Here is a 22,281-nt window from a genome sequence, read left to right as displayed (position 1 = left end):
TCAGGCCTCCGTTCCGGTGTTCTCAGCAGCCGGAGTCTCGGCGCCAGCCGGGGCCTGGGCCTCGGCAGCGGCGGGACGACGGCCACGGCCACCGCGCTCGCCACCACGGCGCTCGCCACCGCGGGCGGGACGACCACCCTCGGGACGGGCCGGGCGGTTGCCCGAGCGGGCAGCGGCGTTCTCAGCGCGGACCTCGGCGATGTTCTTGACGTCGCCCTTGTAGATCCAGACCTTCACGCCGATGCGGCCGAAGGTCGTCTTGGCCTCGAAGAAGCCGTAGTCGACGTTCGCGCGGAGGGTGTGCAGCGGCACACGGCCCTCGCGGTAGAACTCCGAACGGCTCATCTCGGCGCCGCCGAGACGACCGGAGCACTGGACCTTGATGCCCTTGGCGCCGGACTTCATGGTGCCCTGCATCGACTTGCGCATGGCACGGCGGAACGACACGCGGGAGGACAGCTGCTCCGCGACGCCCTGAGCCACGAGCTGGGCGTCCAGCTCGGGGTTCTTGACCTCGAGGATGTTCAGCTGGACCTGCTTGCCGGTCAGCTTCTCCAGGTTGCCCCGGATCTTGTCGGCCTCCGCGCCGCGGCGACCGATGACGATGCCCGGACGAGCGGTGTGGATGTCGACGCGGACGCGGTCGCGGGTGCGCTCGATCTCAACCTTCGAGATGCCGGCGCGCTCCATGCCCTTCGTCATCATGCGACGAATGGCGACGTCTTCCTTGACGTAGTCCTTGTACAGCTTGTCGGCGTACCAGCGGGACTTGAAGTCCGTGCTGATGCCGAGCCGGAACCCGTGCGGGTTAACCTTCTGGCCCATTACCGGGTCCCTTCCTTGCTGCTGACGACCACGGTGATGTGGCTGGTCCGCTTGCGGATCCGGTAGGCACGGCCCTGGGCGCGCGGACGGAACCGCTTCAGGGTCGGGCCCTCGTCAACGTAGGCCTCGGAGATGAAGAGGTCTTCCACGTTGGAGTGGTTGTAGTTGTGCGCGGCGTTGGCAATGGCGCTGTCGAGCACCTTGCCGACCGGCACGGTGGCGGCCTGCGGAGCGAAACGCAGGACTGCCTGGGCCTCCGTGGCATTCATGCCACGGATGAGGTCCACCACGCGGCGGGCCTTCATGGGCGTCACGCGGATGTACCGCGCCTGTGCCCTGGCTTCCATGGTTGTCCCCTTAATGGAGTAAGTCATTGAGTCTTCTTGGCGCGCAAGCTCAGCCCAGTGGCCAGTGACCACTGATGGGCCTTCTAGCGGCGCTTCGACTTCCGGTCATCCTTCACGTGGCCACGGAAGGTGCGGGTCGGAGCGAACTCGCCGAGCTTGTGGCCGACCATCGACTCGGTGACGAACACCGGGACGTGCTTGCGGCCATCGTGAACCGCGATCGTGTGGCCGAGCATGGCCGGGAAGATCACGGAACGACGGGACCAGGTCTTGATGACGTTCTGGGTACCCGCCTCGTTCTGCGCGTCCACCTTCTTGAGAAGGTGGCCGTCGATGAAGGGGCCCTTCTTGAGACTGCGCGGCATCTGACCTGCTCCTAGCGCTTCTTGTTGGTCTTGCGGCGGCGCACGATGAGAGCGTCCGACGCCTTCTTCGGGCGACGGGTGCGACCCTCCTTCTGGCCCCACGGCGAGACCGGGTGGCGACCACCGGAGGTCTTACCCTCACCACCACCGTGCGGGTGGTCGATCGGGTTCATGGCCACACCACGCACGGTCGGGCGGACGCCCTTCCAGCGCATACGGCCGGCCTTGCCCCAGTTGATGTTCGACTGCTCGGCGTTGCCGACCTCGCCGACGGTCGCGCGGCAGCGCGCGTCCACCAGGCGGATCTCACCGGAGGGCATGCGCAGGTGCGCCATCTTGCCCTCACGCGCCAGCAGCTGGATGCCGGAGCCGGCGGAGCGGGCCATCTTGGCACCGCCACCGGGACGCAGCTCCACCGCGTGGATGGTGGTACCGACCGGGATGTTGCGAAGCGGCAGGTTGTTGCCGGGCTTGATGTCGGCGCCGGGGCCGTTCTCAATCCGGTCACCCTGGGTGATGCCGCGCGGGGCGATGATGTAGCGCTTCTCGCCGTCCGCGTAGTGCAGGAGCGCGATGCGCGCGGTGCGGTTCGGGTCGTACTCGATGTGCGCGACCTTCGCCGGCACGCCGTCCTTGTCGTGACGACGGAAGTCGATCACGCGGTAGGCGCGCTTGTGTCCGCCGCCCTGGTGGCGAACGGTGATCCGACCGGCGTTGTTACGGCCGCCCTTGCTGTGCAGGGGGCGAACCAGCGACTTCTCCGGGGTGGACCGCGTGATTTCTACGAAGTCGGCCACGCTGGAGCCACGACGGCCCGGCGTAGTCGGCTTGTACTTGCGGATGCCCATTTGGCTCTCTCGTCCTCGTCCTAATCGACGGTCACGATCTCCTGAGTCAGGAGACCGGACCACCGAAGATGTCGATGCGGTTGCCCTCGGCCAGCGTCACGATGGCGCGCTTGGTGTCCTTGCGCTTGCCAAAGCCCGTCTTGGAGCGCTTGCGCTTGCCCTGACGGTTGATCGTGTTGACAGCCTCGACCTTGACCGAGAAGACCGCCTCGACGGCCTGCTTGATCTGGGTCTTGTTGGCGCCCGGCGACACGATGAACGTGTACTTGTTCTCGTCGAGAAGGCTGTAGCTCTTCTCGGAGATAACCGGCTTCACCAGGACGTCACGGGGGTCCGTGAACGTCTTGCTCGTAACGTCGCTCATCAGGCGGCGCTCCCTTCGAGCTCGCCCTCAGCGGCAACGGCCTTGGCGGACGCGGCCGGACCGGCCACGAAACGCTCGAAGGCGGCCTGGGTGAAGACCACATCGTCGGAGACGAGCACGTCGTAGGTGTTCAGCTGACCGGCGTCCAGGATGTGCACGTGCGGCAGGTTGCGAGCGGACTTCAGGCCCAGCTCGTCCTCGCGCTCGACGACCAGCAGGACGTTCTTGCGCTCGGTGATCTTGCCGAACAGGCTCCTGGCGGCCTTGGTCGACGGCGCCTCGGTCGCGGTCACGTCGGTGACGACGTGAATGCGGTTGTGGCGGGCCCGGTCGGTGAGCGCACCGCGCAGGGCGGCGGCGATCATCTTCTTCGGGGTCCGCTGCGAGTAGTCGCGCGGCACGGGACCGTGCACGACGCCACCGCCGGCGAACTGCGGCGCACGGGTCGAGCCCTGACGGGCGCGGCCGGTGCCCTTCTGGCGGTACGGCTTCTTGCCGCCACCGCGGACCTCGCCACGAGTCTTGGTCTTGTGGGTGCCCTGACGGGCCGCAGCGAGCTGCGCCACGACGACCTGGTGCATCAGCGGAACGCTGACCTTCGCGTCGAAGATCTCGGCCGGCAGCTCGATGCTGCCGGTCTTGTCGCCAGCCGGCGACAGGATGTCAATGGTGCTCATATCCTTCACAGCCCCTTCGCCGCGGTGCGGACGAGGACGAGGCCGCCGTTCGGGCCCGGGACGGCGCCCTTGATGAGGAGCAGGCCCTTCTCCGCGTCGACCGCGTGCACGGTCAGGTTCTGGGTGGTCACACGCTCGTGGCCCATCCGACCCGCCATGCGCATGCCCTTGAACACGCGGCCCGGGGTGGCGCAGCCACCGATGGAGCCGGGCGAACGGTGCTTGCGCTGGGTGCCGTGACCGGCGCCGAGGCCCTTGAAGTTGTGACGCTTCATGACACCGGCGAAGCCCTTGCCCTTGGAGGTGCCGGTCACGTCGACCTTGACACCCGCCTCGAACAGCTCGGCGGTGATCTCCTGGCCCAGGGTGTACTCGGACGCGTCCGAGGTACGGAGCTCGACCAGGTGGCGGCGCGGGGTGACACCGGCCTTGGCGAAGTGACCCGCGAGGGGCTTGTTCACCTTGCGGGGGTCGATCTCGCCGAAGCCGATCTGCACGGCGTCGTAGCCGGACGGGCTGTCGGCGGTGTGGACCTGGGTCACGACATTGGGCCCAGCCTTGACGACGGTCACCGGAACGACCCGGTTGTTCTCGTCCCAGACCTGGGTCATGCCGAGCTTCTCGCCCAGGATGCCCTTAATCTGCTTAGCCATCTTCGGTGCGCCTCTCAGAGCTTGATCTCGATGTCGACGCCAGCCGGCAGGTCGAGACGCATGAGCGAGTCAACCGTCTTCGGCGTGGGGTCGAGGATGTCGATCAGACGCTTGTGAGTACGCATCTCGAAGTGCTCGCGCGAGTCCTTGTACTTGTGCGGCGAGCGGATGACGCAGTACACGTTCTTCTCAGTGGGCAGCGGCACCGGGCCCGCGACCTGCGCACCAGTACGAATCACCGTCTCGACGATCTTCTTCGCCGAGGAGTCGATGACCTCGTGGTCGTAGGCCTTGAGCCGGATGCGGATCTTCTGTCCCGCCATGGCTACTCAGTAGTCCTTTGTCCTTAGTCGCTGTACGACTCCCCCTCCGACCCCCGCGCTCGGGCGTGTCGCCTTCGCGCTTGCAAAAAACCGGCGAAGAACTCGTCGGTTTCAAACTTTCGGGATGGGGGAAGCCGGATCGAGGCCCCGCACACGCTTCCCGGAAGATTCCCGTACGTCCGCCCCGCAGCTGCCGTGGCGTAGAACTCACGCTTGACGGCCATCACGGGAACGACGAGTACATGGGACTCGCTTCCGGTCCTCCCGGCGGGAGGCGCGCAGCATCGGCACTCAACCGAGCAACTTGGACATACTGCCACATGGAGCAGCCCAAACACCAATCGGGGCCGGTGAGAGGTAGCTCACCGGCCCCGATGGGGTGACTGCTCAGGGACTGCTCGGCCCAGGCCCAGCTCAGGCCCAGCTCAGGCCCAGCTCAGGCCCGGCACAGGCCCGGCTCAGTGCTTCTTGCGCCAGACCATCCACTTGCCGCCCTCGTTGACGCGGTCGACGTACCAGACGTTCGGCCGGTCCGCCCAGTACGACTCCGGCGGCATCCCGGCGGCCGGCAGCGGCGTCACGATCGCCGTCGTCTCGGCGGGCACCTCCTGCCAGCGCGGGTCCCTGCTCCACATCCGGCCCGGCATGACCTCGTACGCCTGCGTCGACCGGATGTTCCAGTCGACGTCCCAGGCGAACACCACGTTGTCCCCCGGCCTGATCCCGGCGGCCTTGGTGAACCCGGTGGCGCCGGCCTTGCGGTCATTCGCGTACGGGTGGGTTATCTGCGAGCTGATCGTGAAGGTCGAGAAGCAGGCGAACAGCGCCAGCGAGACGCCGAGCGCCCACAGCACCTTGCGGCCGCCGGTGACCAGCATCAGGACGACGCCCGCCAGGATCACGAAGGCGGCGAAGGTCGAGCGCAGCATGTTGAGCTTCGACCAGTCCCCCGCCAGGAAGGCGGCGTCCGGCATGCCCCACAGCACGAACACCTGCGAGTGCAGCTTCGAGCCGGCCGACATGATCACGCTCTGGGCGAGTGCCAGGGTGAGGCCGGCCGCCGCGAGCGCCGCGTAGACGATGCGCTTGCGGCCGAGGCGGGCGAGCAGGGCGGCGCCCGTCAGGAAGAGGACGGGGACCAGGTAGGACACGTACCGGGCGTAGACCCAGTCGTCGATGCGGCCGTCGTCCGGGAGCGTCGCCGCGGCGGCGAAGGCCGTGCCGACCAGCAGGGCGACCATGACGCCGCCGACCACGCGGTCCTGGCGCCTGAACCGGCCGCTGAACACCGCGAACGCGCAGACCACGATGGCCAGGCCCGCGACGCCCCAGGTGGAGACGATGAAGTACCAGATCTGACCGGCGGTCCGGGTCAGGGTGCGCTGGAGGATGTCGCCGTTGGTGAGGCCCTCGACCAGGTGGTCACTGACCTTGCTCTTGCCCACCGAGAACGTCCGCCGCAGCCACCAGGCGAGCGCCTTCGCGAAGACCGCGCCCGCCCCGAGCACGACCAGGCCCACCACCGAGGCCCGCCAGGGCGCCCAGCGCAGCACCAGCACACCGAGCAGGACCACGGCCGTCACCGCGACCATCACGGTGCCGCGGTCGTGCGTGGCCATCGCGTACCCGGCCGCGGCGCCCATCCCGGCGGCGTACCAGCAGCGCGCCTTCAGGGTGCCCTCGCTCAGCCAGCCGTGCATGCAGACCAGCCAGGCGAGCGCGAGCACCGGCAGGACGACGTCCGACATCGCGTACTGCGAGTAGAAGACCACCGGCGGCAGCAGCGCCGTGACACCGCCGAACACGTACGCCAGCAGCCGGCGCACGCCCAGGCGGCGCAGCGCCACGTACGCCAGCGGGAAGACCAGCGCGTTCATCAGCGCGTTGAGCCCGAGTATCAGCTGGTAGGCCAGCACCGGGTCGGAGGTGAGCCGCAGGGCCGGGGAGATCAGCAGCGGGTACCCGGCGGGGATGACCTCGCCGACCGGGATCTCGGTGACCGAGCGGCCGGCCAGCACCCGGGACAGCACGAGGTAGGAGTCCTCGTCGGGGTGCACGGTGGGGAAGCTCAGCCCCTTGACGAGCGCCAGGCGGAAGAGCACCTCCAGCGCGTAGCCGACGATCAGCGCCGCCGGCCAGAACCAGCGGCGGGTCCTGAGCTCGTCGAACCGCGCCGCGGCCCTGCGGAACCACTCCGGCGCGCGCTCCCCGTCCGACGGTGACGTGCTCACCCGGGCATCACCGCGATGCTCCTCGACGATCTCTGCTGATGTCTGCACTGAAGTCCGACTCTTCCCGTGGATGGTCCGGCTCTGCGAGAGACCCGGCGGGCCGTCCGGCCCGGATCGCGCTCGGGGCGGGCGTCCCGGGGGACGCCCGCCCTTCGCGACCGGTTTCGTGGAGCTCACGCTAACAAGTTGTACGGAACCCGTGAGAGATACGGCCCCACAGCCTTCCACGCCCCTGCGTCGCCGCCCGGTTCAGCGGCGGCCGGCCAGCTCCCGGCTCGGCGCGGCAGCCTTCTTGGGGGCGGGCTGGATCTCCTTGATGTGCTTGGGCATCCGGCGGATCATGGCCAGCAGGAGGACCAGGCCCGCCCGGGCGAGGTAGATGGTCGCCTTGATCGGGGAGGCACTGGGGGTGCCGGTGGTGCGCTCGCGCATGGCGACGGGCACCTGCCGGATCACGAAGCCGCAGCGGGCCGCGCCGACCATGCTCTCGATCGTGTCGCCCAGGTACTCCACCGGGTACCACTGAGAGAAGAACTCGATCATCGGCTTGTTGCACGCCTTGAAGCCCGACGTGGTGTCGGTGAGCTTGGTGCCGGCGACGCGGGAGAGCACCACCGAGAGCAGCTTCATGGCCCAGGCGCGCGGGCCGCGCACCTTGTAGGAGCCCTCGCCGGCGAAGCGGGCGCCGATGACCAGGTCGGCCTCGTCGAGCTTGGCGATCAGCGAGGGGACGTAGCTGGGGTCGTGCTGGCCGTCGGCGTCGCACTGCAGGGCGATGTCGTAGTCGTGCAGGTGCGCGTAGCGGTAGCCGAAGCGCATGGCGCCGCCGACCCCGAGGTTGTACGGCAGCTGCGCGACCTTGGAGCCGTGGGCGGCGGCCACGGCCGCGGTGTCGTCCACCGAGCCGTCGTCGACGACCAGGGTGTCCGCGCCCGGCAGCTTCTGCTGGATCTCGCGGAGGATCTTGGGCAGCCCCTCGGCCTCGTTCCAGGCCGGGAGGATGATCAGTACCCGCTTGCCGTCGATCATGCCGTCACCCCGGGGTCGGTCGCCTTGGTGGCGTCGTTGTTGCTGCGCGCGATCGGGTAGTCGTGGTGCTCGGCCAGGTACGCGCGCATCATCGCCACGTCCTCGGCCAGGGTGCGGGTCTCGGCCTCCAGCCGGGAGGCCTCCCAGCTCAGGTGCAGCGAGACCAGCAGCAGGAGGACGAAGCCCGCGAAGAGGACCAGGCTGACGCCGGAGGCGATGCCGAGCTTGCGGGCGGTGGAGTCCAGGATCGTGGGGAAGAACCCGAGCGGTGCGACGACGACACCGATCGCGAGCCAGATCGCCGCGTACTTCTCCCGGAGCTGCTGTCGGCGCAGCAGCTCCAGGATGTAGACGAGCACCAGCACGCCGGTGATCGAGGTGATGATGGTGAGATGCACGACTGGGGGCGCCTTTCAGCGACAGTGGCGTGGCCAAGTAATCACAGTGTAAAAGGCGTGGCGTAACGCGCTTGCCGCCGCCGGTTGTGCTAGGGCCCGGGTTGACGGGACCTCGCCTCGAGACTCAGACCTCGGACGACCGGGACGCCGCCAGAGGTGCCCGCTGATCCGTCACGGCCCCCACCGGAGCGGCGAGGGAGCGGCTCAGCGCCCATAGCATGGCAGCCGCGCTCACGGCGGCACCAGCCAGGTAGGCGAGTTCGACCCGGGTGGCGATCGCCCCGGGCACCATGGTCACCGCGACCAGCACCACGGTGCCGGCCAGCCAGGAGAGCAGCTGCCGCTGGTGGCGGCCCAGCGAGAGCAGCGCCTGGCCGAAGACGGTGGCGAGCATGTAGCAGAGCGTGCCGAGCGAGAGCCACAGGAAGTCGAGCGGGCCGAGCACGTCCTGCGCCTTGAAGAACAGCCGGATCGCCCACGGGCCGAGGATCACGGTGGGCAGCCCGGCGGCCGTGCACATCACCACCACGATGCCGCCGGTGCGCAGCAGCACCTTGCGGAACTCCCCGTGGTTGCCGGCCGCGGCGGCGCCGGAGAGCGAGGAGACCAGCGACGCCTGGATGGCGGCGTACGCGAACAGCGGCACGCGGGCCAGGACCACGGCGTTGAGCAGTGCGGCGATCAGCGCCTTGGAGGAGGGCGACAGCACGCCGACGCTGACGACCGCGGCGTTGACCATCAGCTGGGCCAGCAGCGTGGAGCCGGTCAGCAGGCCCAGGCCCGTGACGACGTCGCGCCAGGCGGGGGCCGGGCCGCCGCGGCGGTCGGCGAGCACCGAACGCATCCCGATCGCCGAGGCGGCGAGCGGGGAGATCACCAGGATCAGGCTGAACGCGAAGGCCGAGTGCACGCCGAACAGCGGGATCAGCGCGGCCAGGCCGATCCGCAGGCCGCCGTCGACGCCCAGCTGGAGGCCGTACGCGCCGAACTTGCCGAGGCCCGCGAGCGCGCCGCGGGCCACCGAGCTGACGGCCAGGCCGACCAGGGCGCCGCCCATGCCGGCCACCAGGCCGAGATCGCCGGAGAAGAACCGGTCGGCGATCGGCCGGGCCGCTGCCGCGACGCCGGCCAGCACCACGGCCAGCACCACGACGGTGGCCAGCAGCACCCGGCGGATGGCCGGCCCGGGGCCCTGGCCGGCCACGTCGCGGGCGGCCACCAGCCGGTTCAGCTCCAGCTCGACCGGTGAGAACAGGCCGTATCCGACGGACATGACCAGGGTCCACAGCATCGAGACCCCGGCCACCTGCGTGGTGTCCAAGCCGTGCCCGGCGAGCGCCAGGAAGATGTACGAGGAGGCACCGAGCACGACGGTGCCCCCCGCGACGAGCCGCACACCGGGGGGCAGCGCCCCCAGCAGCCTGGCCACCGGGTTCGTCATCGCAGGGAGGCCTTGGCCTTCAGCGGCTCCCACCAGGCGCGGTTCTCGCGGTACCAGGCGATGGTGGCCGCGAGGCCGTCCTCGAAGCGGACCTGCGGGGCGTAGCCCAGCTCCTCGCTGATCTTGGTGATGTCCAGCGAGTAGCGCAGGTCGTGGCCCTTGCGGTCGGCGACCGGCTCGACCGAGGACCAGTCCGCGCCGGCGGCCTGGAGCAGCAGCTCGGTGAGCTCCTTGTTGGTCAGCTCGGTGCCACCGCCGATGTTGTAGACCTCGCCGGCGCGGCCCTTGCGCATGGCGAGCTCGATGCCGCGGCAGTGGTCGGAGACGTGCAGCCAGTCGCGGATGTTGCCGCCGGTGCCGTACAGCGGCACCTTCTTGCCGTCCAGCAGGTTCGTGGTGAACAGCGGGATGACCTTCTCCGGGAACTGGTAGTGCCCGTAGTTGTTGGAGCAGCGGGTGACCACCACATCCATGCCGTGGGTGCGGTGGTAGGCGAGCGCCAGCAGGTCGGAACCGGCCTTGGAGGCGGAGTACGGGGAGTTGGGGGCCAGCGGCCACTCCTCCGTCCAGGAGCCCTCGGAGATCGAGCCGTAGACCTCGTCGGTGGAGACGTGGACGAAGCGGGCGACGCCGTGCTTGCGGGCCGCGTCCAGCAGGACCTGGGTGCCCAGGACGTTCGTCACGACGAACGGGCCGGCGCCCTCGATCGAGCGGTCGACGTGCGACTCGGCCGCGAAGTGGACGACGACGTCGTGGCTGGGCATGACCTGGTCGACGGCCTCGGCGTCGCAGATGTCGCCGCGCACGAAGGCGTAGCCGCTGTGGTCGGCGACCGGGGCCAGGTTGGCCTCGACACCGGAGTAGGTGAGCTTGTCGAAGACGGTGATCTGGTCCGTTGCGTCGGCGCCGAGCAGCTGGCGGACGAACTCTGAACCGATGAAGCCGGCGCCGCCGGTGACGAGGATGCGCATAGTGCGGGCAGTCTACCGGGGTGGCGTGAACCCTCCGCCCCGGGTCGACGGGGGGCCGCGGGCCCCCATCCGCCGGTCGGTCTAAGCTGCGCGGTATGCGTGGAATCCTTCTGGCCGGCGGCACCGGCTCCCGACTCTGGCCGCTGACCCGGGCTGTCTCGAAGCAGCTCCTCCCGGTCTTCGACAAGCCGATGATCTACTACCCGCTGTCGACCCTGGTGATGGCCGGGATCAGCGAGATCCTCATCATCACGACCCCCCAGGACCAGGACCAGTTCCAGCGCCTGCTCGGCGACGGCTCGCAGTTCGGCCTGAAGCTGGAGTACGCCGTCCAGGAGAAGCCCGAGGGCATCGCCCAGGCCTTCGTCCTCGGCGCCGACTTCATCGGCGACGAGCCCGTCGCGCTGATCCTGGGCGACAACATCTTCCACGGCAGTGGCCTGGGCACCCGCCTCGCGGAGCGCACCTCCCCGCAGGGCGGGATGGTGTTCGCCTACCCCGTCGCCGACCCGACCGCCTACGGCGTCGTCGAGTTCGACGACCAGGGCCAGGTCATCTCCATCGAGGAGAAGCCGACCGCCCCCAAGTCCCGCTACGCGGTGCCGGGCCTGTACTTCTACGACAACCGCGTCGTGGAGATCGCCTCCGGCCTGACCCCGAGCGCCCGCGGCGAGCTGGAGATCACCGCCGTCAACGAGGAGTACCTCAAGCTCGGCGAGCTGCACGTCACCGTCCTCGACCGCGGCACCGCCTGGCTGGACACCGGCACGTTCGTCTCGATGGTCCAGGCCTCCGAGTTCGTCCGCGTCATCGAGGAGCGCCAGGGCTTCAAGATCGGCTGCATCGAGGAGGCCGCCTGGCGGGCCGGCCTGATCGACTCCGCGCAACTGCGCGAGCTGGCCGAGCCGCTGTGCAAGAGCGGCTACGGCGACTACCTGATCGCGCTGCTGGACGAGGAGGCCGCCAAGTGAAGTTCCGCGAGCTGTCCATCGAGGGCGCCTTCGAGGTCACCCCGCAGCAGCACGGCGACCCCCGCGGCCTGTTCATGGAGTGGTACCGCTTCGACCACCTCCAGGAGGTCGTCGGCCACCCGCTGCGCCTCGCCCAGGGCAACCTGTCGGTGTCCGCCAAGGACGTCGTGCGCGGCATCCACTTCGCCGACATCCCGCCCGGCCAGGCCAAGTACGTCAGCTGCGTGCGCGGCGCCGTGCTCGACGTGATCGTCGACCTGCGGGTCGGCTCCCCCACCTTCGGGAAGTGGGAGTTCGTGCGCCTCGACGACGTCGAGCGCAAGTCGGTGTACATCGCCGAGGGCCTCGGCCACGGGTTCTGCGCGCTGTCGGACGACGCCACGCTGTCGTACGTCTGCTCCGAGACCTACAACCCGACCGGCGAGCACGCGGTGCACCCGCTCGACCCGGACCTCGCCATCGAGTGGCCCACCGACGCCCCGCAGCTGTCCGCCCGGGACGCCGCGGCGCCCACGCTCGCCGAGGCGATCGCGAGCGGTCTGCTGCCGGAGTACGAGAAGTGCCGCGCCTACACCGAGGGCCTGCGCAACCGCTGAACCGGACCGGTGCCCGGGCCGGAGCCGGTCCGGGCATCGCCGTCTTCGGAGGCCCCCGCGGGGCTCAGTATGATGGGCGCGCCGCGGGGCCCCGCCCCGCCCGCCGGCCCCGAACCGACCACCGGATGTGCCTCCACCATGACCACCCTGGAAATCCTGCTGCCGTACTACGGTGACGTCGCACTGATGCAGGAAGCGGTCCGCAGCGTGCTGGCCCAGACCGACCCGGACTGGCGCCTGACCGTCGTGGACGACGGCAAGGAGCCCGGGGTCCCGGAGTGGTTCGCCGAGCTGGACGACCCCCGGGTGCGGTACTTCCGCAACGAGCAGAACCTCGGCGTCACCGGCAACTACCGCAAGTGCCTGGGCCTGGCCGAGCACGAGCACCTGGTGTTCATGGGCACCGACGACGTCATGCTGCCCGAGTACGTCGCCACGATCCGCTCGGTCCTCACCCAGTACCCGGGCGTCTCGATGATCCAGCCCGGCGTCCAGGTCATCGACGGCGAGGGCCGGCCCAGCAACTCGCTGGTGGACGAGTCCAAGCGCCGCATCTACGCGCCCAAGGAGCGCGGCCGGGTCCTGATGGGCGGCGAGGACCTCGCCGTCAGCCTGCTCAAGGGCAACTGGCTGTACTTCCCGTCGATCTGCTGGCGCACCGAGGCCGTGAAGACCACCGGCTTCCGCGACAACCTGGAGATCATCCAGGACCTCGCCCTCGTCATCGACCTGCTGCAGGCCGGCGAGCAGATGGTGATCGACGACAAGCGGGTCTTCCAGTACCGCCGGCACGCCGTCAGCATCTCCTCCTCCTCCGCGTTCAGCGGCACCCGCTTCACCGAGGCCCGGCGCTACTTCCTCGACGCCGCCGACCGCCTCGACGCCCAGGGCTGGTCGCGGGCCGCCCGCGCCTCCCGGATGCACCTGTCCGCCCGCATCCACGCCCTCACCCTCGTGCCCGGCGCGATGCGCGCCGGCCAGTGGCAGGGCGCCAAGGCGCTGCTGCGCAACGCCACCAGCACGGCCCGCCGGCCGCGCTGACCCCTCTTCGAGCACCTCCCCTCTCGAGAACCCTTTCTCCGAGAAACCCCGGCTTCGAGAACCCCTGGAGACCTCCGCAATGAGCGCACCGCACACGGCCCCGGCCCGGGTGGCCGTCCTCGGCGGCACCGGCTTCATCGGCCGGGTGCTCGGCGCCCGCCTGCTCGCGCAGGGCGCCGAGGTGGTCAGCCTCGCCCGCAAGGCCCCCGCCGACCCGGCGCCCGGCCGCTTCGTCGCCTTCGACCTGTCCACCGGGGACCCGGCCGAGCTCACAGCGCTGCTCGAGCGCGAGGGCGTCGACACCGTCGTCAACGCGGCCGGCGGCATGTGGGGCCTCAACGACGAGCAGATGCACCAGGCCAACGTCGTCCTCACCGAGCGGCTGATCGAGGCCGTCGCCGCGATGGACTCCCCCGCCCGGCTCGTCCACCTCGGCACCGTCCACGAGTACGGCATGGCCCCGGTCGGCACCAGCCAGCACGAGAGCGACCCGGCCGCCCCGGTGATGGAGTACGGCAAGCTCAAGCTCGCCGCCACCGAGGCCGTCGTCCGCGCCGTCGAGGCCGGCCGGATCAGCGGCGTGGTGCTGCGCCTGGGCAACGTCGTCGGCGCCGGCCAGCCCGGCCACAGCCTGCTCGGCGTGATGGCCGCCAAGCTCGACGAGGCCCGCCTGGCCGGCGAGACCGCCCGGCTCTCGCTCCAGCCGCTCACCGCCCTGCGCGACTTCGTCGACCTCACCGACACCCTCGACGCCGTCCTCCTCGCCGCCGCGGCCCCCTCGGCCCCGGCCGTCGTCAACGTCGGCACCGGCAGCGCCTCCACCGCCCGCCACCTGGTCGAGCTGCTCATCGAGGAGAGCGGCGTGCCCACCGAGATCACCGAGGTCCCGGCCCCGGCGGGCACCGGCCCGGAGACCGAGTGGCAGCAGCTCGACGTCACCGTCGCCCGCGAGAGCCTCGGCTGGACCCCCCGCCGCACCCTGCGCGAGGCCGTCCGCGAGCTCTGGCTCGCCCAGACGGCCACCCCGGCCGCGTAGGGGAAACGCCATCGGACGAACCGCACCCCCCGCGGCACCACCCGCCGCGGGCCGCACCCTGGCCGACCTCACGGTCGGCCGGGCCAACTCCTTAGGCGCGCTGCGCCTGCTGCTGGCGGTCGCCGTCGTGGTGTCGCACGTCCACCCGATCGGCTGGGGCCGGCCGGACCCGCTCTGGGACTGGAGCGGGCGGCAGACCGACCTCGGCAAGAGCGCGGTGGTCGGCTTCTTCGCGATCTCCGGCTTCGTGATCACCGGCAGCGCCCTGCGGCTGAGCCCCTGGCGCTTCCTCTGGCACCGGATGCTGCGGATCGTGCCCGGCCTCCTGGCCTCGCTGGTCTTCTGCGCGACCGTCCTGACCCCGCTGCTGTTCCTGTGGCAGCACGGCACCCTGGACGGCTTCTGGGGCCGCCCCGACGGGCCGCTCGGCTACGTGACCAGCCTCGGCAGCACGAGTCCGATGGCCGGCTGGGACGTCTCGGGCGTGATCGCCGGGGGCATCCGGGCCGGGACCAACTTCGACCCGAGCCTCAACGGCGCGCTCTGGTCGCTCAAGTACGAGCTGCTCTGCTACCTCCTGGCGGCGCTGCTCGCCGCCGCCGGCCTGCTGCGCCGACGGGCGGCCGTCCCCGCGCTGCTGCTCGCGCTCTGGCTGCTGATCGTCTCCGGCGCCGTCGACCTGCCCCCCGGTGTGGCCCCGGCGGGCGGTCCCGGGGTCACCCTGCCCGTCGTCGGCCGGCTCACCTGGCACCTCCTCGCCGGGCTGGGCTTCACCTTCCTGCTCGGCGCCGCCTGCCGGCTCCACGCCCGGCGCGTCCCGGTCGACGACCGGGCGGCGGCCGCCGCCGCCCTCGTCCTGGCACTCACGCTCCGCTGGGGCGGGTTCACCGCCCTGGGCCAGCCGGCCCTGGTCTACCTGCTGTTCTGGGCCGCCGTCCGGCTTCCCGGGTGGTGCCGGTCCGTGGACGCGGCCGGCGACTTCTCGTACGGCGTGTACGTCTACGGGTTCCCGGTGGAACAGGCCCTGGCGCTGGTCGGCTTCGCCGCGTACGGGCGGCTCGGCTTCCTCGCCTGCGCGCTGGCCGTGACGGCCCTCCTGGGCGTCCTGTCCTGGTACGCGGTGGAGCGGCCGGCGATGCGGCTGCGCGACCGTACGCCCCGGTTCCCGCCGTGGCGCGGGGAGCGGGACGGGAAGCGGGACGGCGGGAAGCGGGACGGCGGGAAGCAGGACGGGAGCCGGGACCGGGAGGACGCCCGGCCGGGCGTCACTTCCTGAAGACCCAGACCTTCATCAGCAGGAAGCGGACCACGGTGGCCAGGCCGTTGGCGAGGATCAGGCCGCCGACCTCGACGACCTTGGAGGCGTTCGGCACCGCGTGGTCGAGCAGCGCGAGGACGCCCGCGCTCAGCCCCAGGCCGATCAGGAAGGCGACCAGCCCCTGGAGCTGGTGGCGCAGGGCGCCCTCGCTCCCCTTGATGCCGAAGGTGAAGCGCCGGTTGGCGGCCGTGTTGGCGACGGCGCTGACCGCGAGCGCGATCAGGTTGGCGATCTGCGGGTCGACGACCCACCGCGCCACCACGTACAGCCCGAGGTAGAACAGCGTGCTCAGGACACCGATGATCGCGAACGCCGGGAGCTGGCGCTTGGTCGTACCGGCACCGGAGGACGTCCGGCCGGCGTCGCTCGGCGGGCCGGTCAAGCCGGCCACGCCGGTCGACTCGTTCGTGGAAGCCATGTGGGAACCCATGCGATCTGCTTGTCGGGTCAGGAGAGTTCGTAGACGGCCATCCGGCCGTTGTCGAAGACGGGGGTGGCGAGGGTCTTCAGCAGCGGGGACTCCGGTGTCGGCTTCCGGTCCGCCACCAGGTACCGGACGTGGTACCGGTCGCGCAGCTCCCGCAGGATGTCGGCGGTCGGTCTGAAGATCGCGTCGTCGTTCAGCTTCAGCAGCGGCTGGTCCCAGAAGACCGCGGTCTTCTGCGACATCAGCCGCGGCGAGTACGCCCAGCCCTCCACCAGCACCGAGCGCTCCGAGTAACCGCTGAGCCAGAACGAGAGCGGGTTCCAGCCCGCCTCGCCCGCGGCTCCGTACTCGGCGTTGGAACGGTAGTGGTCGTTGGTGACCAGGATGTCGGACGGACGGCTGTGCGCCCGGACCCAGCGGGCCGCCTCGACCTGGCTGGCCGGCATCGGCCAGGCGCCGTCCCAGGTCACCTGCCGGGCCTGCTGGACGTCGAGCAGCAGGGACGGCGCTCCGGCCACCAACGCGGCCGTCAGCAGCACCAGTCCGCCCCGGCGCCGCAGCGCGGGCAGCGCCCGCCCGGCGGCCCACCAGAGCAGGCCGCCGACCAGCGCCACCCCGGCCAGGGCCGCGGCGGCCGCCAGGAGCGGCACCAGGAGGGTGTACGACTCGGTGCCCGCGGAGTCGCCGATCGCGTCCAGCGCGAACCGGGCCCAGTCCCCCGAGTACTCGTAGACGCCGTAGGTCAGCAGGCCGACGAAGACGAGCGTCCCGGCGGCCAGCGCGGCCTTGCCCCGGGCGGGCAGTGCCGCCCGTTCGAACACCTCGCAGTAGCCCCAGGCCGACAGGAGCACGCCGAAGGGCAGGCCGGCCAGGGTGAAGTAGCTGGCGTTGAAGCCGTTGACCACCAGGTAGGCGGCCGGACCGGCCACCGCGCCGCCCAGCAGGAACCACTGCACCGGCTCCAGCCGCAGCCGGCGCCGCCACATCAGCGGCAGCATGCCCACCAGCCGGAGCTGGTGGTTGAGGAGGAAGGCGACCAGCGTCGCCGCGACGACCACCGCCTGGACGGCGGCGCCCCGGGAGTTCTGCGGATCCGCCCAGTACCGCTCGATGTTGCCGAACGGCAGCACCTCCAGGCCGTAGCTCTCGAACCGGAAGAGCACGGCCGTGGCGAACAGTTGGGCACCGCCGACGATCGCGCCGAGCCGCACGATCGTCCAGGGGATGCGCCGGGTGGCGAGGAGCACCATCAGGCCGGCGAAGGCCAGCCCCGCGAGGGTGACCGGCAGCAGGCTGGCCTTGGCGGCGCTGGAGGCGAGCGCGAACATCGCGACCAGCACGTACCCGCCGCGCCCGAGCCGGGGCACCGCCTCGTCGTCCGAACCGTCCGAACCGTCCGGGTCATCCGAGTCGTCCGGACCGTCCGAGTCGTCCGAGCCGCCCCCATCGCGGCGCAGCGCGTCGGCGACCACCCCGATCAGCGCCATCAGCAGCGGCTGGCTGTAGGTGAGCGACAGGCTCGTCCAGGCCATCAGCGGTACCAGCGGGGCGCCGAACGGCCAGCTCTGGGTGTTGAGCGGGTAGACGGCGTTGAACTCGCCCACCGCGAAGACCAGCAGAGCGGCGACCGGCCCCACCCAGGCCCGCCCGGACAGCCGGTGCCCCACCACCGCCGTGATCACCATCGCGAGGGCGACCAGGGCCGGCACCATCAGCCGCATCTGGACGACCGGCAGGTCGATGTGGCCGACCATGTCGGTCATCGCCATGTGGACGAAGGTGAACCAGTGGTAGTGCAGCGGCTCGCCCGCGGCCTGGGGGAAGGTCAGCGGGACATTGTGCTTGGCGTTGCCGGCCAGCGACAGCAGGTACGGCAGGTCGATGTACTGCCGGGTGGACTCCGCGTCCGGCAGGATCGGGTTGCGGCTCAGCGCCACGGCGTACAGGTAGGCGCTCGTGCCGCCCACGACGCCCGCCACGGACCAGTTCCAACCGGTCGACGTCCGGCGGTGGCCGCGCGGGAACCAGTGCCGCCGCAGCCGGGGCACGGCCGCGAACGGGACGACCACGGCCAGCGGCCAGGCCGTCGCCACGGACTGGAGGCCGAGCCCGACCAGCACCGCCCAGGCCACCAGCTCCAGCACGAGGCCGACGACCGCGCCGAAGGCAAGGTCCTCGATCAGCGTGTGGGGGCGCCGGCGGAGCGCGCGGAACACCAGCGTGCCCGGCAGCAGGACGCCCCAGGCCGCGTAGAAGGTGTACCGGGCGATGTCACCGGCCGAGGTGTGGGAGGCGAGGAGCAGGGCGACCAGCAGGCCGTACGCGGCCAGGGCCGGCAGGAAGCGCGCCAGCCGTGCGGCCGCCCCCAGGGGGGCGCCGCCGGCCTCCGGCACCGGGGCTCCGGTCCGTCTCCCGGTCGCCGGGGGCGTTCGGGGTGCGGATGCGGTGCTGTCGGTGGTGCCCATCGCTCGTCTTCTCCCGCGGGTTCTGCGTCCGGTGTCGTGGAGGCCGGTGGCACGGTCCGGTCCCGGTGCGGGACCGGACCGTCTCATGCCACGTACTCGGAGACCTTCCGGGTTCCCGCACGGCGGTCATCGGCCGAGTCGTAGCCCACGAAGTAGGCCGGACGGGCCTGGGCCGCCGAGTAGATCCGGCCGACGTACTCGCCGAGCAGACCCATGCAGACCAGCTGGACGGCGCCGAGGAACAGCATCCCGATGAACAACGACGACCAGCCCGGAACGGTCTTGCCCAGGGCGTACTCGACCGTGGTGTAGATGCCCAGGGCGAAGCAGAGCACGAAGCTCAGCAGGCCGAGGTAGGTCGCCAGCCGCAGCGGGGCGGCGGAGAAGTTGGTGATGCTGTCGATGGCCAGGCGGAGCATCTTCGACAGCGGGTAGTGGGTGCTGCCGGCGACGCGCTCCTCGCGGACGTAGACGACCTCGCCGCTGGGGAAGCCCAGCCACGGCACGAGCAGGCGGTAGACCGGCTGGTGCTCGGGCATCGCCTTGAGCGCGTCCACGGCGGCCCGGCTCAGCAGACGGAAGTCGCCGGCCTGGTTGGGCATCTTCTTGCCGACGAGCTTGCGCATCAGCCAGTAGTAGGCGCCGGCGGTGCGGCGCTTGAACACGGTGTCGGTGCCGCGGTCGCCGCGCACGCCGTAGACGATGTCGAGGTTGCGCTCCTGGGCGAGCGCGAGCATCTCGGGGATCTTCTCCGGCGGGTCCTGGAGGTCGGCGTCGATCGAGACGACGTAGTCGCCGAAGGCCCGGTGGATACCGGCGGTCAGCGCGGCCTGGTGCCCGGAGTTGCGGGCGAAGCGGACGATCCGGAACTCCGGCCAGTCCTGGTGGATCTTCTGCATCAGCGCCGGGGTCGCGTCCGTGCTGCCGTCGTCGATGCCGACGACCTCGTAGCCGATACCGAGGCCGTCGAGGATCGGCCGCAGCCGCTCGACGGTCAGGGGCAGCGCCTCCTGCTCGTTGTAGATCGGCATGACGACCGACAACAGCGGCGCCGGGCCCATGGCCTCCGGCTCTGCCGATACAGCTGCGGTGTACATCAGTTGTCGCCTGTTTCCTTGTGAATGAGAAGGATCGATCGATGCCGGGGGGCGGCGTCCGGCGCCGCGGCCGAACGACGTGGAGGGGTGCGGAGGACGCTGCGGAACCGCTCCGGGCCGGGTGGCAGCCAGGCTAGCAGCAGGTCTTTACCATTCGATGAGCGCTCCTTGAAAGGATCGTTCACCGAACGCCCCAGCGCCGTCAGGGCTTTCCGGGGGCGGGCTCGTCCGAAGTCTTGCGCATGGTCGCGATCGAGCGGTCCAGCGCGCCCTTGAGCACCTTCGACACCGGCCGCTCCACCAGGCGGTGGATCAGCCAGGCCGTGAGCAGGACCGCCGCGAGCGCCGTGGCGAGGGCGGCCTGGACGCTGAAGTGCTTGGTGAGCAGGAAGTGGATGACCGTCCATCCGGCCTCCTGGTGGATCAGGTACAGCGGGTAGGTGAGCGCACCGGCGACGGTGAGCCACTTCCACTGGACCCAGTCGAACAGCCCCAGCGCCGCGCCCAGGACCAGCGCGAAGGCCGCGGTCACGGCGACCGCCATCACGCTCCAGGACAGCTGGTGGTTCAGGACGTTGACGTAGATGCCCTTGATGGAGTCCAGCCTGGTGAGCGCCAGGATCCAGGAGAAGCCGACGATCCCCCACAGCAGCAGGTTCTGTCCGAACCTGTACATGAGGAACATCCCGACGCCCGCGATGAAGAACGGCGACTCGTTCGGCATGACCATCGTGGTCAGCAGCGGGATCCCGGCCTGCGGGGCCAGGAGCGCGAGTATCGTCCAGATCCCGCAGAAGGCCACCACCCGGCGGTAGGTGAGCCCCATCGCCACGACCAGGGCGAACAGCAGGTAGAACCGCATCTCGACCCAGAGCGTCCAGTACACGCCGTCCACGTGGCGCATGCCGATCGGGGTCTGCATCATCGTCAGGTTGCCCAGGATGGTGCGAAGGTTGAGCCCCTCGTCCGCGCCGGAGCGGGCGTACCGGGTGAAGGTCAGCACGACGAAGCTCGTCAGCGCGATGCCCGCCCAGTAGGCCGGGTAGAGCCGCACCACCCGGGAGACGAAGAACTCGCCCGACCTCTTGCCCCAGCAGCTCATGCAGATCACGAAGCCGCTGATGACGAAGAACAGCTCGACGCCCAGCCACCCGTAGGCCGCCATCCGGTTCAGCAGGGGCAGCACCTCCTTGGGGGTGTGCCCCGGCGACCAGATGCCGCCGATGCCGACGTACGCCGTCCAGTGGAAGGAGAGCACGCTGAGGGCGGCGAAGAGCCGCATGCCGTCCAGCGCGTAGAGCCGCGGACGCTTGGCCGGGGAACCGCTCGGCTCGGCCCGCTTGGCCGAACGGCGCCGGAGCAGGGAGGGCTTGGGCAGCGGTGGGGCAGAGGTCATTCCGGAGCGCTTTCGGCGAGTGGGGCGGAGAAGTGCCACGGCCGGCCTCGCTCTGCGACGGCGGCGGGTGCCTCAGTGTATCGGGCGCGCGGTACGGCCACCTTCGGGGTGCCCCCGGTCAACCCGACACGCCGAAGGGCCCCGCCCACCCTGAGGTGTGCGGGGCCCTTCGTCAGCCTGTACGGGCAGGCAGGTCAGACCTCGAATTACTTGAGGATCTTGGTGACCTGGCCGGCGCCGACGGTGCGGCCACCCTCACGGATGGCGAACTTCAGGCCCTCCTCCATGGCGATCGGCTGGATCAGCGCGACCGTCATGGCGGTGTTGTCGCCCGGCATGACCATCTCGGTGCCCTCGGGGAGGGTCACGACGCCGGTCACGTCCGTGGTACGGAAGTAGAACTGCGGGCGGTAGTTGTTGAAGAACGGGGTGTGGCGGCCACCCTCGTCCTTCGACAGGATGTACGACTGGGCCTCGAAGTCGGTGTGCGGCGTGACCGAACCCGGCTTGATGATGACCTGGCCGCGCTCGACGTCCTCGCGCTTGATGCCACGGAGGAGCAGACCGACGTTCTCACCGGCCTGGCCCTCGTCGAGCAGCTTGCGGAACATCTCGATGCCGGTGACCGTGGTGGTGGTCTTGGTCTCCTTGATGCCGATGATGTCGACAGTCTCGTTGACCTTGAGGATGCCACGCTCGATGCGGCCGGTGACGACGGTGCCACGACCGGTGATCGTGAAGACGTCCTCGATCGGCATCAGGAACGGCTGGTCCACGGCGCGGGCCGGGGTCGGGATGCTCTCGTCGACGGCGTGCATGAGGCCGAGGAGCTTCTCGCCCCACTCCTTGTCGCCCTCGAGCGCCTTCAGCGCCGAGACGCGGACGACCGGCAGGTCGTCGCCCGGGAACTCGTACTCGGAGAGGAGCTCACGGACCTCGAGCTCGACGAGCTCCAGGATCTCCTCGTCGTCCACCATGTCGGCCTTGTTCAGGGCGACGACGATGTAGGGGACGCCGACCTGGCGGGCCAGGAGGACGTGCTCCTTGGTCTGCGGCATCGGGCCGTCGGTGGCGGCGACGACGAGGATCGCACCGTCCATCTGGGCCGCACCGGTGATCATGTTCTTGATGTAGTCCGCGTGACCCGGGCAGTCGACGTGGGCGTAGTGACGCGCCTCGGTCTGGTACTCGACGTGCGCGATCGAGATGGTGATACCGCGCTGCCGCTCCTCCGGCGCCTTGTCGATCTGGTCGAACGGCGTGAAGGGGTTGATCTCCGGGTACGCGTCGTGCAGCACCTTGGTGATGGCCGCGGTAAGGGTCGTCTTACCGTGGTCAATGTGACCGATGGTGCCGATGTTGACGTGGGGCTTCGTCCGCTCGAACTTCGCCTTCGCCACTGCAGTCCTCCTGAGGACAGTTCCTGTACGCCGTGCTGACGTCAGTTGGTCTTTGATCGGGC

Annotated in this window: 23 protein-coding genes; 5 read left to right on the top strand and 18 right to left on the bottom strand. The window is 70.2% G+C overall.

The window, feature by feature from the left end; genetic code table 11:
• The 13 genes from rpsC to rfbB all read right to left on the bottom strand — a co-directional run bounded on the left by rpsC (nt 1) and on the right by rfbB (nt 10,472).
• A complete protein-coding gene (rpsC, locus tag ACIBCA_RS11945) occupies nt 1-825 on the bottom strand; it encodes a 30S ribosomal protein S3 (protein WP_396282731.1) in 825 nt (274 codons plus the stop codon).
• Nucleotides 825-1,172 (bottom strand): 50S ribosomal protein L22, encoded by a 348-nt coding sequence (gene rplV / locus ACIBCA_RS11940; RefSeq protein WP_396282730.1) that lies wholly within the window; start codon nt 1,170-1,172, stop codon nt 825-827. Before rplV ends, rpsC begins: the two co-directional genes overlap by 1 nt.
• Before the next feature lie 83 nt (nt 1,173-1,255).
• Entirely contained in the window at nt 1,256-1,537 is a 282-nt protein-coding gene (rpsS, locus tag ACIBCA_RS11935; RefSeq protein WP_030055821.1) for a 30S ribosomal protein S19, read from the bottom strand.
• A gap of 11 nt (nt 1,538-1,548) precedes the next feature.
• A complete protein-coding gene (gene rplB / locus ACIBCA_RS11930; protein WP_031063050.1) occupies nt 1,549-2,385 on the bottom strand; it encodes a 50S ribosomal protein L2 in 837 nt (278 codons plus the stop codon).
• Nucleotides 2,386-2,431: 46 nt separating this feature from the next.
• A complete protein-coding gene (rplW, locus tag ACIBCA_RS11925; protein WP_030280768.1) occupies nt 2,432-2,749 on the bottom strand; it encodes a 50S ribosomal protein L23 in 318 nt (105 codons plus the stop codon).
• Nucleotides 2,749-3,426, bottom strand: coding sequence for a 50S ribosomal protein L4 (rplD, locus tag ACIBCA_RS11920; protein WP_396282729.1), 678 nt, complete (start codon nt 3,424-3,426; stop codon nt 2,749-2,751). The genes rplW and rplD overlap by 1 nt, the downstream gene beginning before the upstream one ends.
• Nucleotides 3,427-3,431: 5 nt before the next feature.
• Nucleotides 3,432-4,079 carry a 50S ribosomal protein L3 gene (rplC, locus tag ACIBCA_RS11915; RefSeq protein WP_396282728.1) on the bottom strand — a complete coding sequence of 216 codons (648 nt, stop codon included), beginning with the start codon at nt 4,077-4,079 and terminating at the stop codon, nt 3,432-3,434.
• Between the two features lie 14 nt (nt 4,080-4,093).
• A complete protein-coding gene (gene rpsJ / locus ACIBCA_RS11910; RefSeq protein ID WP_012785157.1) occupies nt 4,094-4,402 on the bottom strand; it encodes a 30S ribosomal protein S10 in 309 nt (102 codons plus the stop codon).
• Nucleotides 4,403-4,860: 458 nt separating this feature from the next.
• Nucleotides 4,861-6,633, bottom strand: a complete 1,773-nt coding sequence (locus ACIBCA_RS11905; protein ID WP_396282727.1) for a hypothetical protein — start codon at nt 6,631-6,633, stop codon at nt 4,861-4,863.
• 249 nt (nt 6,634-6,882) lie between these two features.
• Nucleotides 6,883-7,662, bottom strand: a complete 780-nt coding sequence (locus ACIBCA_RS11900) for a glycosyltransferase family 2 protein (RefSeq protein ID WP_396282726.1) — start codon at nt 7,660-7,662, stop codon at nt 6,883-6,885.
• Nucleotides 7,659-8,060, bottom strand: a complete 402-nt coding sequence (locus ACIBCA_RS11895) for a DUF2304 domain-containing protein (RefSeq protein ID WP_396282725.1) — start codon at nt 8,058-8,060, stop codon at nt 7,659-7,661. Before ACIBCA_RS11895 ends, ACIBCA_RS11900 begins: the two co-directional genes overlap by 4 nt.
• Before the next feature lie 124 nt (nt 8,061-8,184).
• Complete coding sequence (locus ACIBCA_RS11890; protein WP_396282724.1) at nt 8,185-9,501, bottom strand: hypothetical protein; 1,317 nt, start codon at nt 9,499-9,501, stop codon at nt 8,185-8,187.
• Entirely contained in the window at nt 9,498-10,472 is a 975-nt protein-coding gene (rfbB, locus tag ACIBCA_RS11885) for a dTDP-glucose 4,6-dehydratase (protein WP_396282723.1), read from the bottom strand. Before rfbB ends, ACIBCA_RS11890 begins: the two co-directional genes overlap by 4 nt.
• A 95-nt stretch (nt 10,473-10,567) precedes the next feature.
• On the opposite strand from rfbB, the gene rfbA reads away from it, so the two are divergent.
• The 5 genes from rfbA to ACIBCA_RS11860 all read left to right on the top strand — a co-directional run bounded on the left by rfbA (nt 10,568) and on the right by ACIBCA_RS11860 (nt 15,392).
• Nucleotides 10,568-11,443, top strand: a complete 876-nt coding sequence (gene rfbA, locus ACIBCA_RS11880) for a glucose-1-phosphate thymidylyltransferase RfbA (protein ID WP_396282722.1) — start codon at nt 10,568-10,570, stop codon at nt 11,441-11,443.
• On the top strand, nt 11,440-12,039 hold the full coding sequence (gene rfbC, locus ACIBCA_RS11875; RefSeq protein WP_396282721.1) for a dTDP-4-dehydrorhamnose 3,5-epimerase: 600 nt from the start codon (nt 11,440-11,442) through the stop codon (nt 12,037-12,039). Before rfbA ends, rfbC begins: the two co-directional genes overlap by 4 nt.
• Before the next feature lie 138 nt (nt 12,040-12,177).
• Nucleotides 12,178-13,080 (top strand): glycosyltransferase family 2 protein, encoded by a 903-nt coding sequence (locus tag ACIBCA_RS11870; RefSeq protein WP_396282720.1) that lies wholly within the window; start codon nt 12,178-12,180, stop codon nt 13,078-13,080.
• A gap of 79 nt (nt 13,081-13,159) precedes the next feature.
• Nucleotides 13,160-14,116: an NAD-dependent epimerase/dehydratase family protein gene (locus ACIBCA_RS11865; RefSeq protein ID WP_396282719.1), complete on the top strand. Its 957-nt coding sequence runs from the start codon at nt 13,160-13,162 to the stop codon at nt 14,114-14,116.
• A 10-nt stretch (nt 14,117-14,126) separates the two neighbouring features.
• Entirely contained in the window at nt 14,127-15,392 is a 1,266-nt protein-coding gene (locus ACIBCA_RS11860) for an acyltransferase family protein (RefSeq protein WP_396282940.1), read from the top strand.
• Here ACIBCA_RS11860 and ACIBCA_RS11855 read toward each other — a convergent pair.
• The 5 genes from ACIBCA_RS11855 to tuf all read right to left on the bottom strand — a co-directional run bounded on the left by ACIBCA_RS11855 (nt 15,382) and on the right by tuf (nt 22,219).
• Nucleotides 15,382-15,852, bottom strand: a complete 471-nt coding sequence (locus ACIBCA_RS11855) for a GtrA family protein (RefSeq protein ID WP_396282718.1) — start codon at nt 15,850-15,852, stop codon at nt 15,382-15,384. The genes ACIBCA_RS11860 and ACIBCA_RS11855 overlap by 11 nt on opposite strands.
• A 29-nt stretch (nt 15,853-15,881) precedes the next feature.
• On the bottom strand, nt 15,882-18,326 hold the full coding sequence (locus ACIBCA_RS11850; protein WP_396282717.1) for a hypothetical protein: 2,445 nt from the start codon (nt 18,324-18,326) through the stop codon (nt 15,882-15,884).
• Between the two features lie 83 nt (nt 18,327-18,409).
• The gene (locus tag ACIBCA_RS11845; protein ID WP_396282716.1) at nt 18,410-19,423 is read right to left on the bottom strand and encodes a glycosyltransferase family 2 protein; all 1,014 of its coding nucleotides are present in this window, start codon (nt 19,421-19,423) and stop codon (nt 18,410-18,412) included.
• Between the two features lie 202 nt (nt 19,424-19,625).
• Entirely contained in the window at nt 19,626-20,819 is a 1,194-nt protein-coding gene (locus ACIBCA_RS11840) for an acyltransferase family protein (RefSeq protein WP_396282715.1), read from the bottom strand.
• A 206-nt stretch (nt 20,820-21,025) separates the two neighbouring features.
• On the bottom strand, nt 21,026-22,219 hold the full coding sequence (gene tuf / locus ACIBCA_RS11835; protein WP_363570130.1) for an elongation factor Tu: 1,194 nt from the start codon (nt 22,217-22,219) through the stop codon (nt 21,026-21,028).
• Between the last annotated feature and the right edge of the window lie 62 nt (nt 22,220-22,281).

It is taken from the genome of Kitasatospora sp. NPDC051170, from assembly GCF_044455705.1.
Taxonomy (GTDB): Bacteria; Actinomycetota; Actinomycetes; order Streptomycetales; family Streptomycetaceae; genus Kitasatospora.
This window is presented reverse-complemented; position numbering and strand designations above follow the sequence as displayed.

Bases quoted from the DNA above. Each gene is read 5' to 3' on its own strand.
- rfbA (WP_396282722.1), top strand. From the start codon at position 10,568: ATGCGTGGAATCCTTCTGGCCGGCGGCACCGGCTCCCGACTCTGGCCG.
- rplD (WP_396282729.1), bottom strand. From the start codon at position 3,426: ATGAGCACCATTGACATCCTGTCGCCGGCTGGCGACAAGACCGGCAGC.
- ACIBCA_RS11850 (WP_396282717.1), bottom strand. From the start codon at position 18,326: ATGGGCACCACCGACAGCACCGCATCCGCACCCCGAACGCCCCCGGCG.
- ACIBCA_RS11845 (WP_396282716.1), bottom strand. From the start codon at position 19,423: ATGTACACCGCAGCTGTATCGGCAGAGCCGGAGGCCATGGGCCCGGCG.
- rplV (WP_396282730.1), bottom strand. From the start codon at position 1,172: ATGGAAGCCAGGGCACAGGCGCGGTACATCCGCGTGACGCCCATGAAG.
- ACIBCA_RS11855 (WP_396282718.1), bottom strand. From the start codon at position 15,852: ATGGCTTCCACGAACGAGTCGACCGGCGTGGCCGGCTTGACCGGCCCG.
- rplB (WP_031063050.1), bottom strand. From the start codon at position 2,385: ATGGGCATCCGCAAGTACAAGCCGACTACGCCGGGCCGTCGTGGCTCC.
- rpsS (WP_030055821.1), bottom strand. From the start codon at position 1,537: ATGCCGCGCAGTCTCAAGAAGGGCCCCTTCATCGACGGCCACCTTCTC.
- ACIBCA_RS11840 (WP_396282715.1), bottom strand. From the start codon at position 20,819: ATGACCTCTGCCCCACCGCTGCCCAAGCCCTCCCTGCTCCGGCGCCGT.
- ACIBCA_RS11890 (WP_396282724.1), bottom strand. From the start codon at position 9,501: ATGACGAACCCGGTGGCCAGGCTGCTGGGGGCGCTGCCCCCCGGTGTG.
- rfbB (WP_396282723.1), bottom strand. From the start codon at position 10,472: ATGCGCATCCTCGTCACCGGCGGCGCCGGCTTCATCGGTTCAGAGTTC.
- rpsC (WP_396282731.1), bottom strand. From the start codon at position 825: ATGGGCCAGAAGGTTAACCCGCACGGGTTCCGGCTCGGCATCAGCACG.
- rplW (WP_030280768.1), bottom strand. From the start codon at position 2,749: ATGAGCGACGTTACGAGCAAGACGTTCACGGACCCCCGTGACGTCCTG.
- ACIBCA_RS11900 (WP_396282726.1), bottom strand. From the start codon at position 7,662: ATGATCGACGGCAAGCGGGTACTGATCATCCTCCCGGCCTGGAACGAG.
- rpsJ (WP_012785157.1), bottom strand. From the start codon at position 4,402: ATGGCGGGACAGAAGATCCGCATCCGGCTCAAGGCCTACGACCACGAG.
- rplC (WP_396282728.1), bottom strand. From the start codon at position 4,079: ATGGCTAAGCAGATTAAGGGCATCCTGGGCGAGAAGCTCGGCATGACC.
- ACIBCA_RS11870 (WP_396282720.1), top strand. From the start codon at position 12,178: ATGACCACCCTGGAAATCCTGCTGCCGTACTACGGTGACGTCGCACTG.
- ACIBCA_RS11865 (WP_396282719.1), top strand. From the start codon at position 13,160: ATGAGCGCACCGCACACGGCCCCGGCCCGGGTGGCCGTCCTCGGCGGC.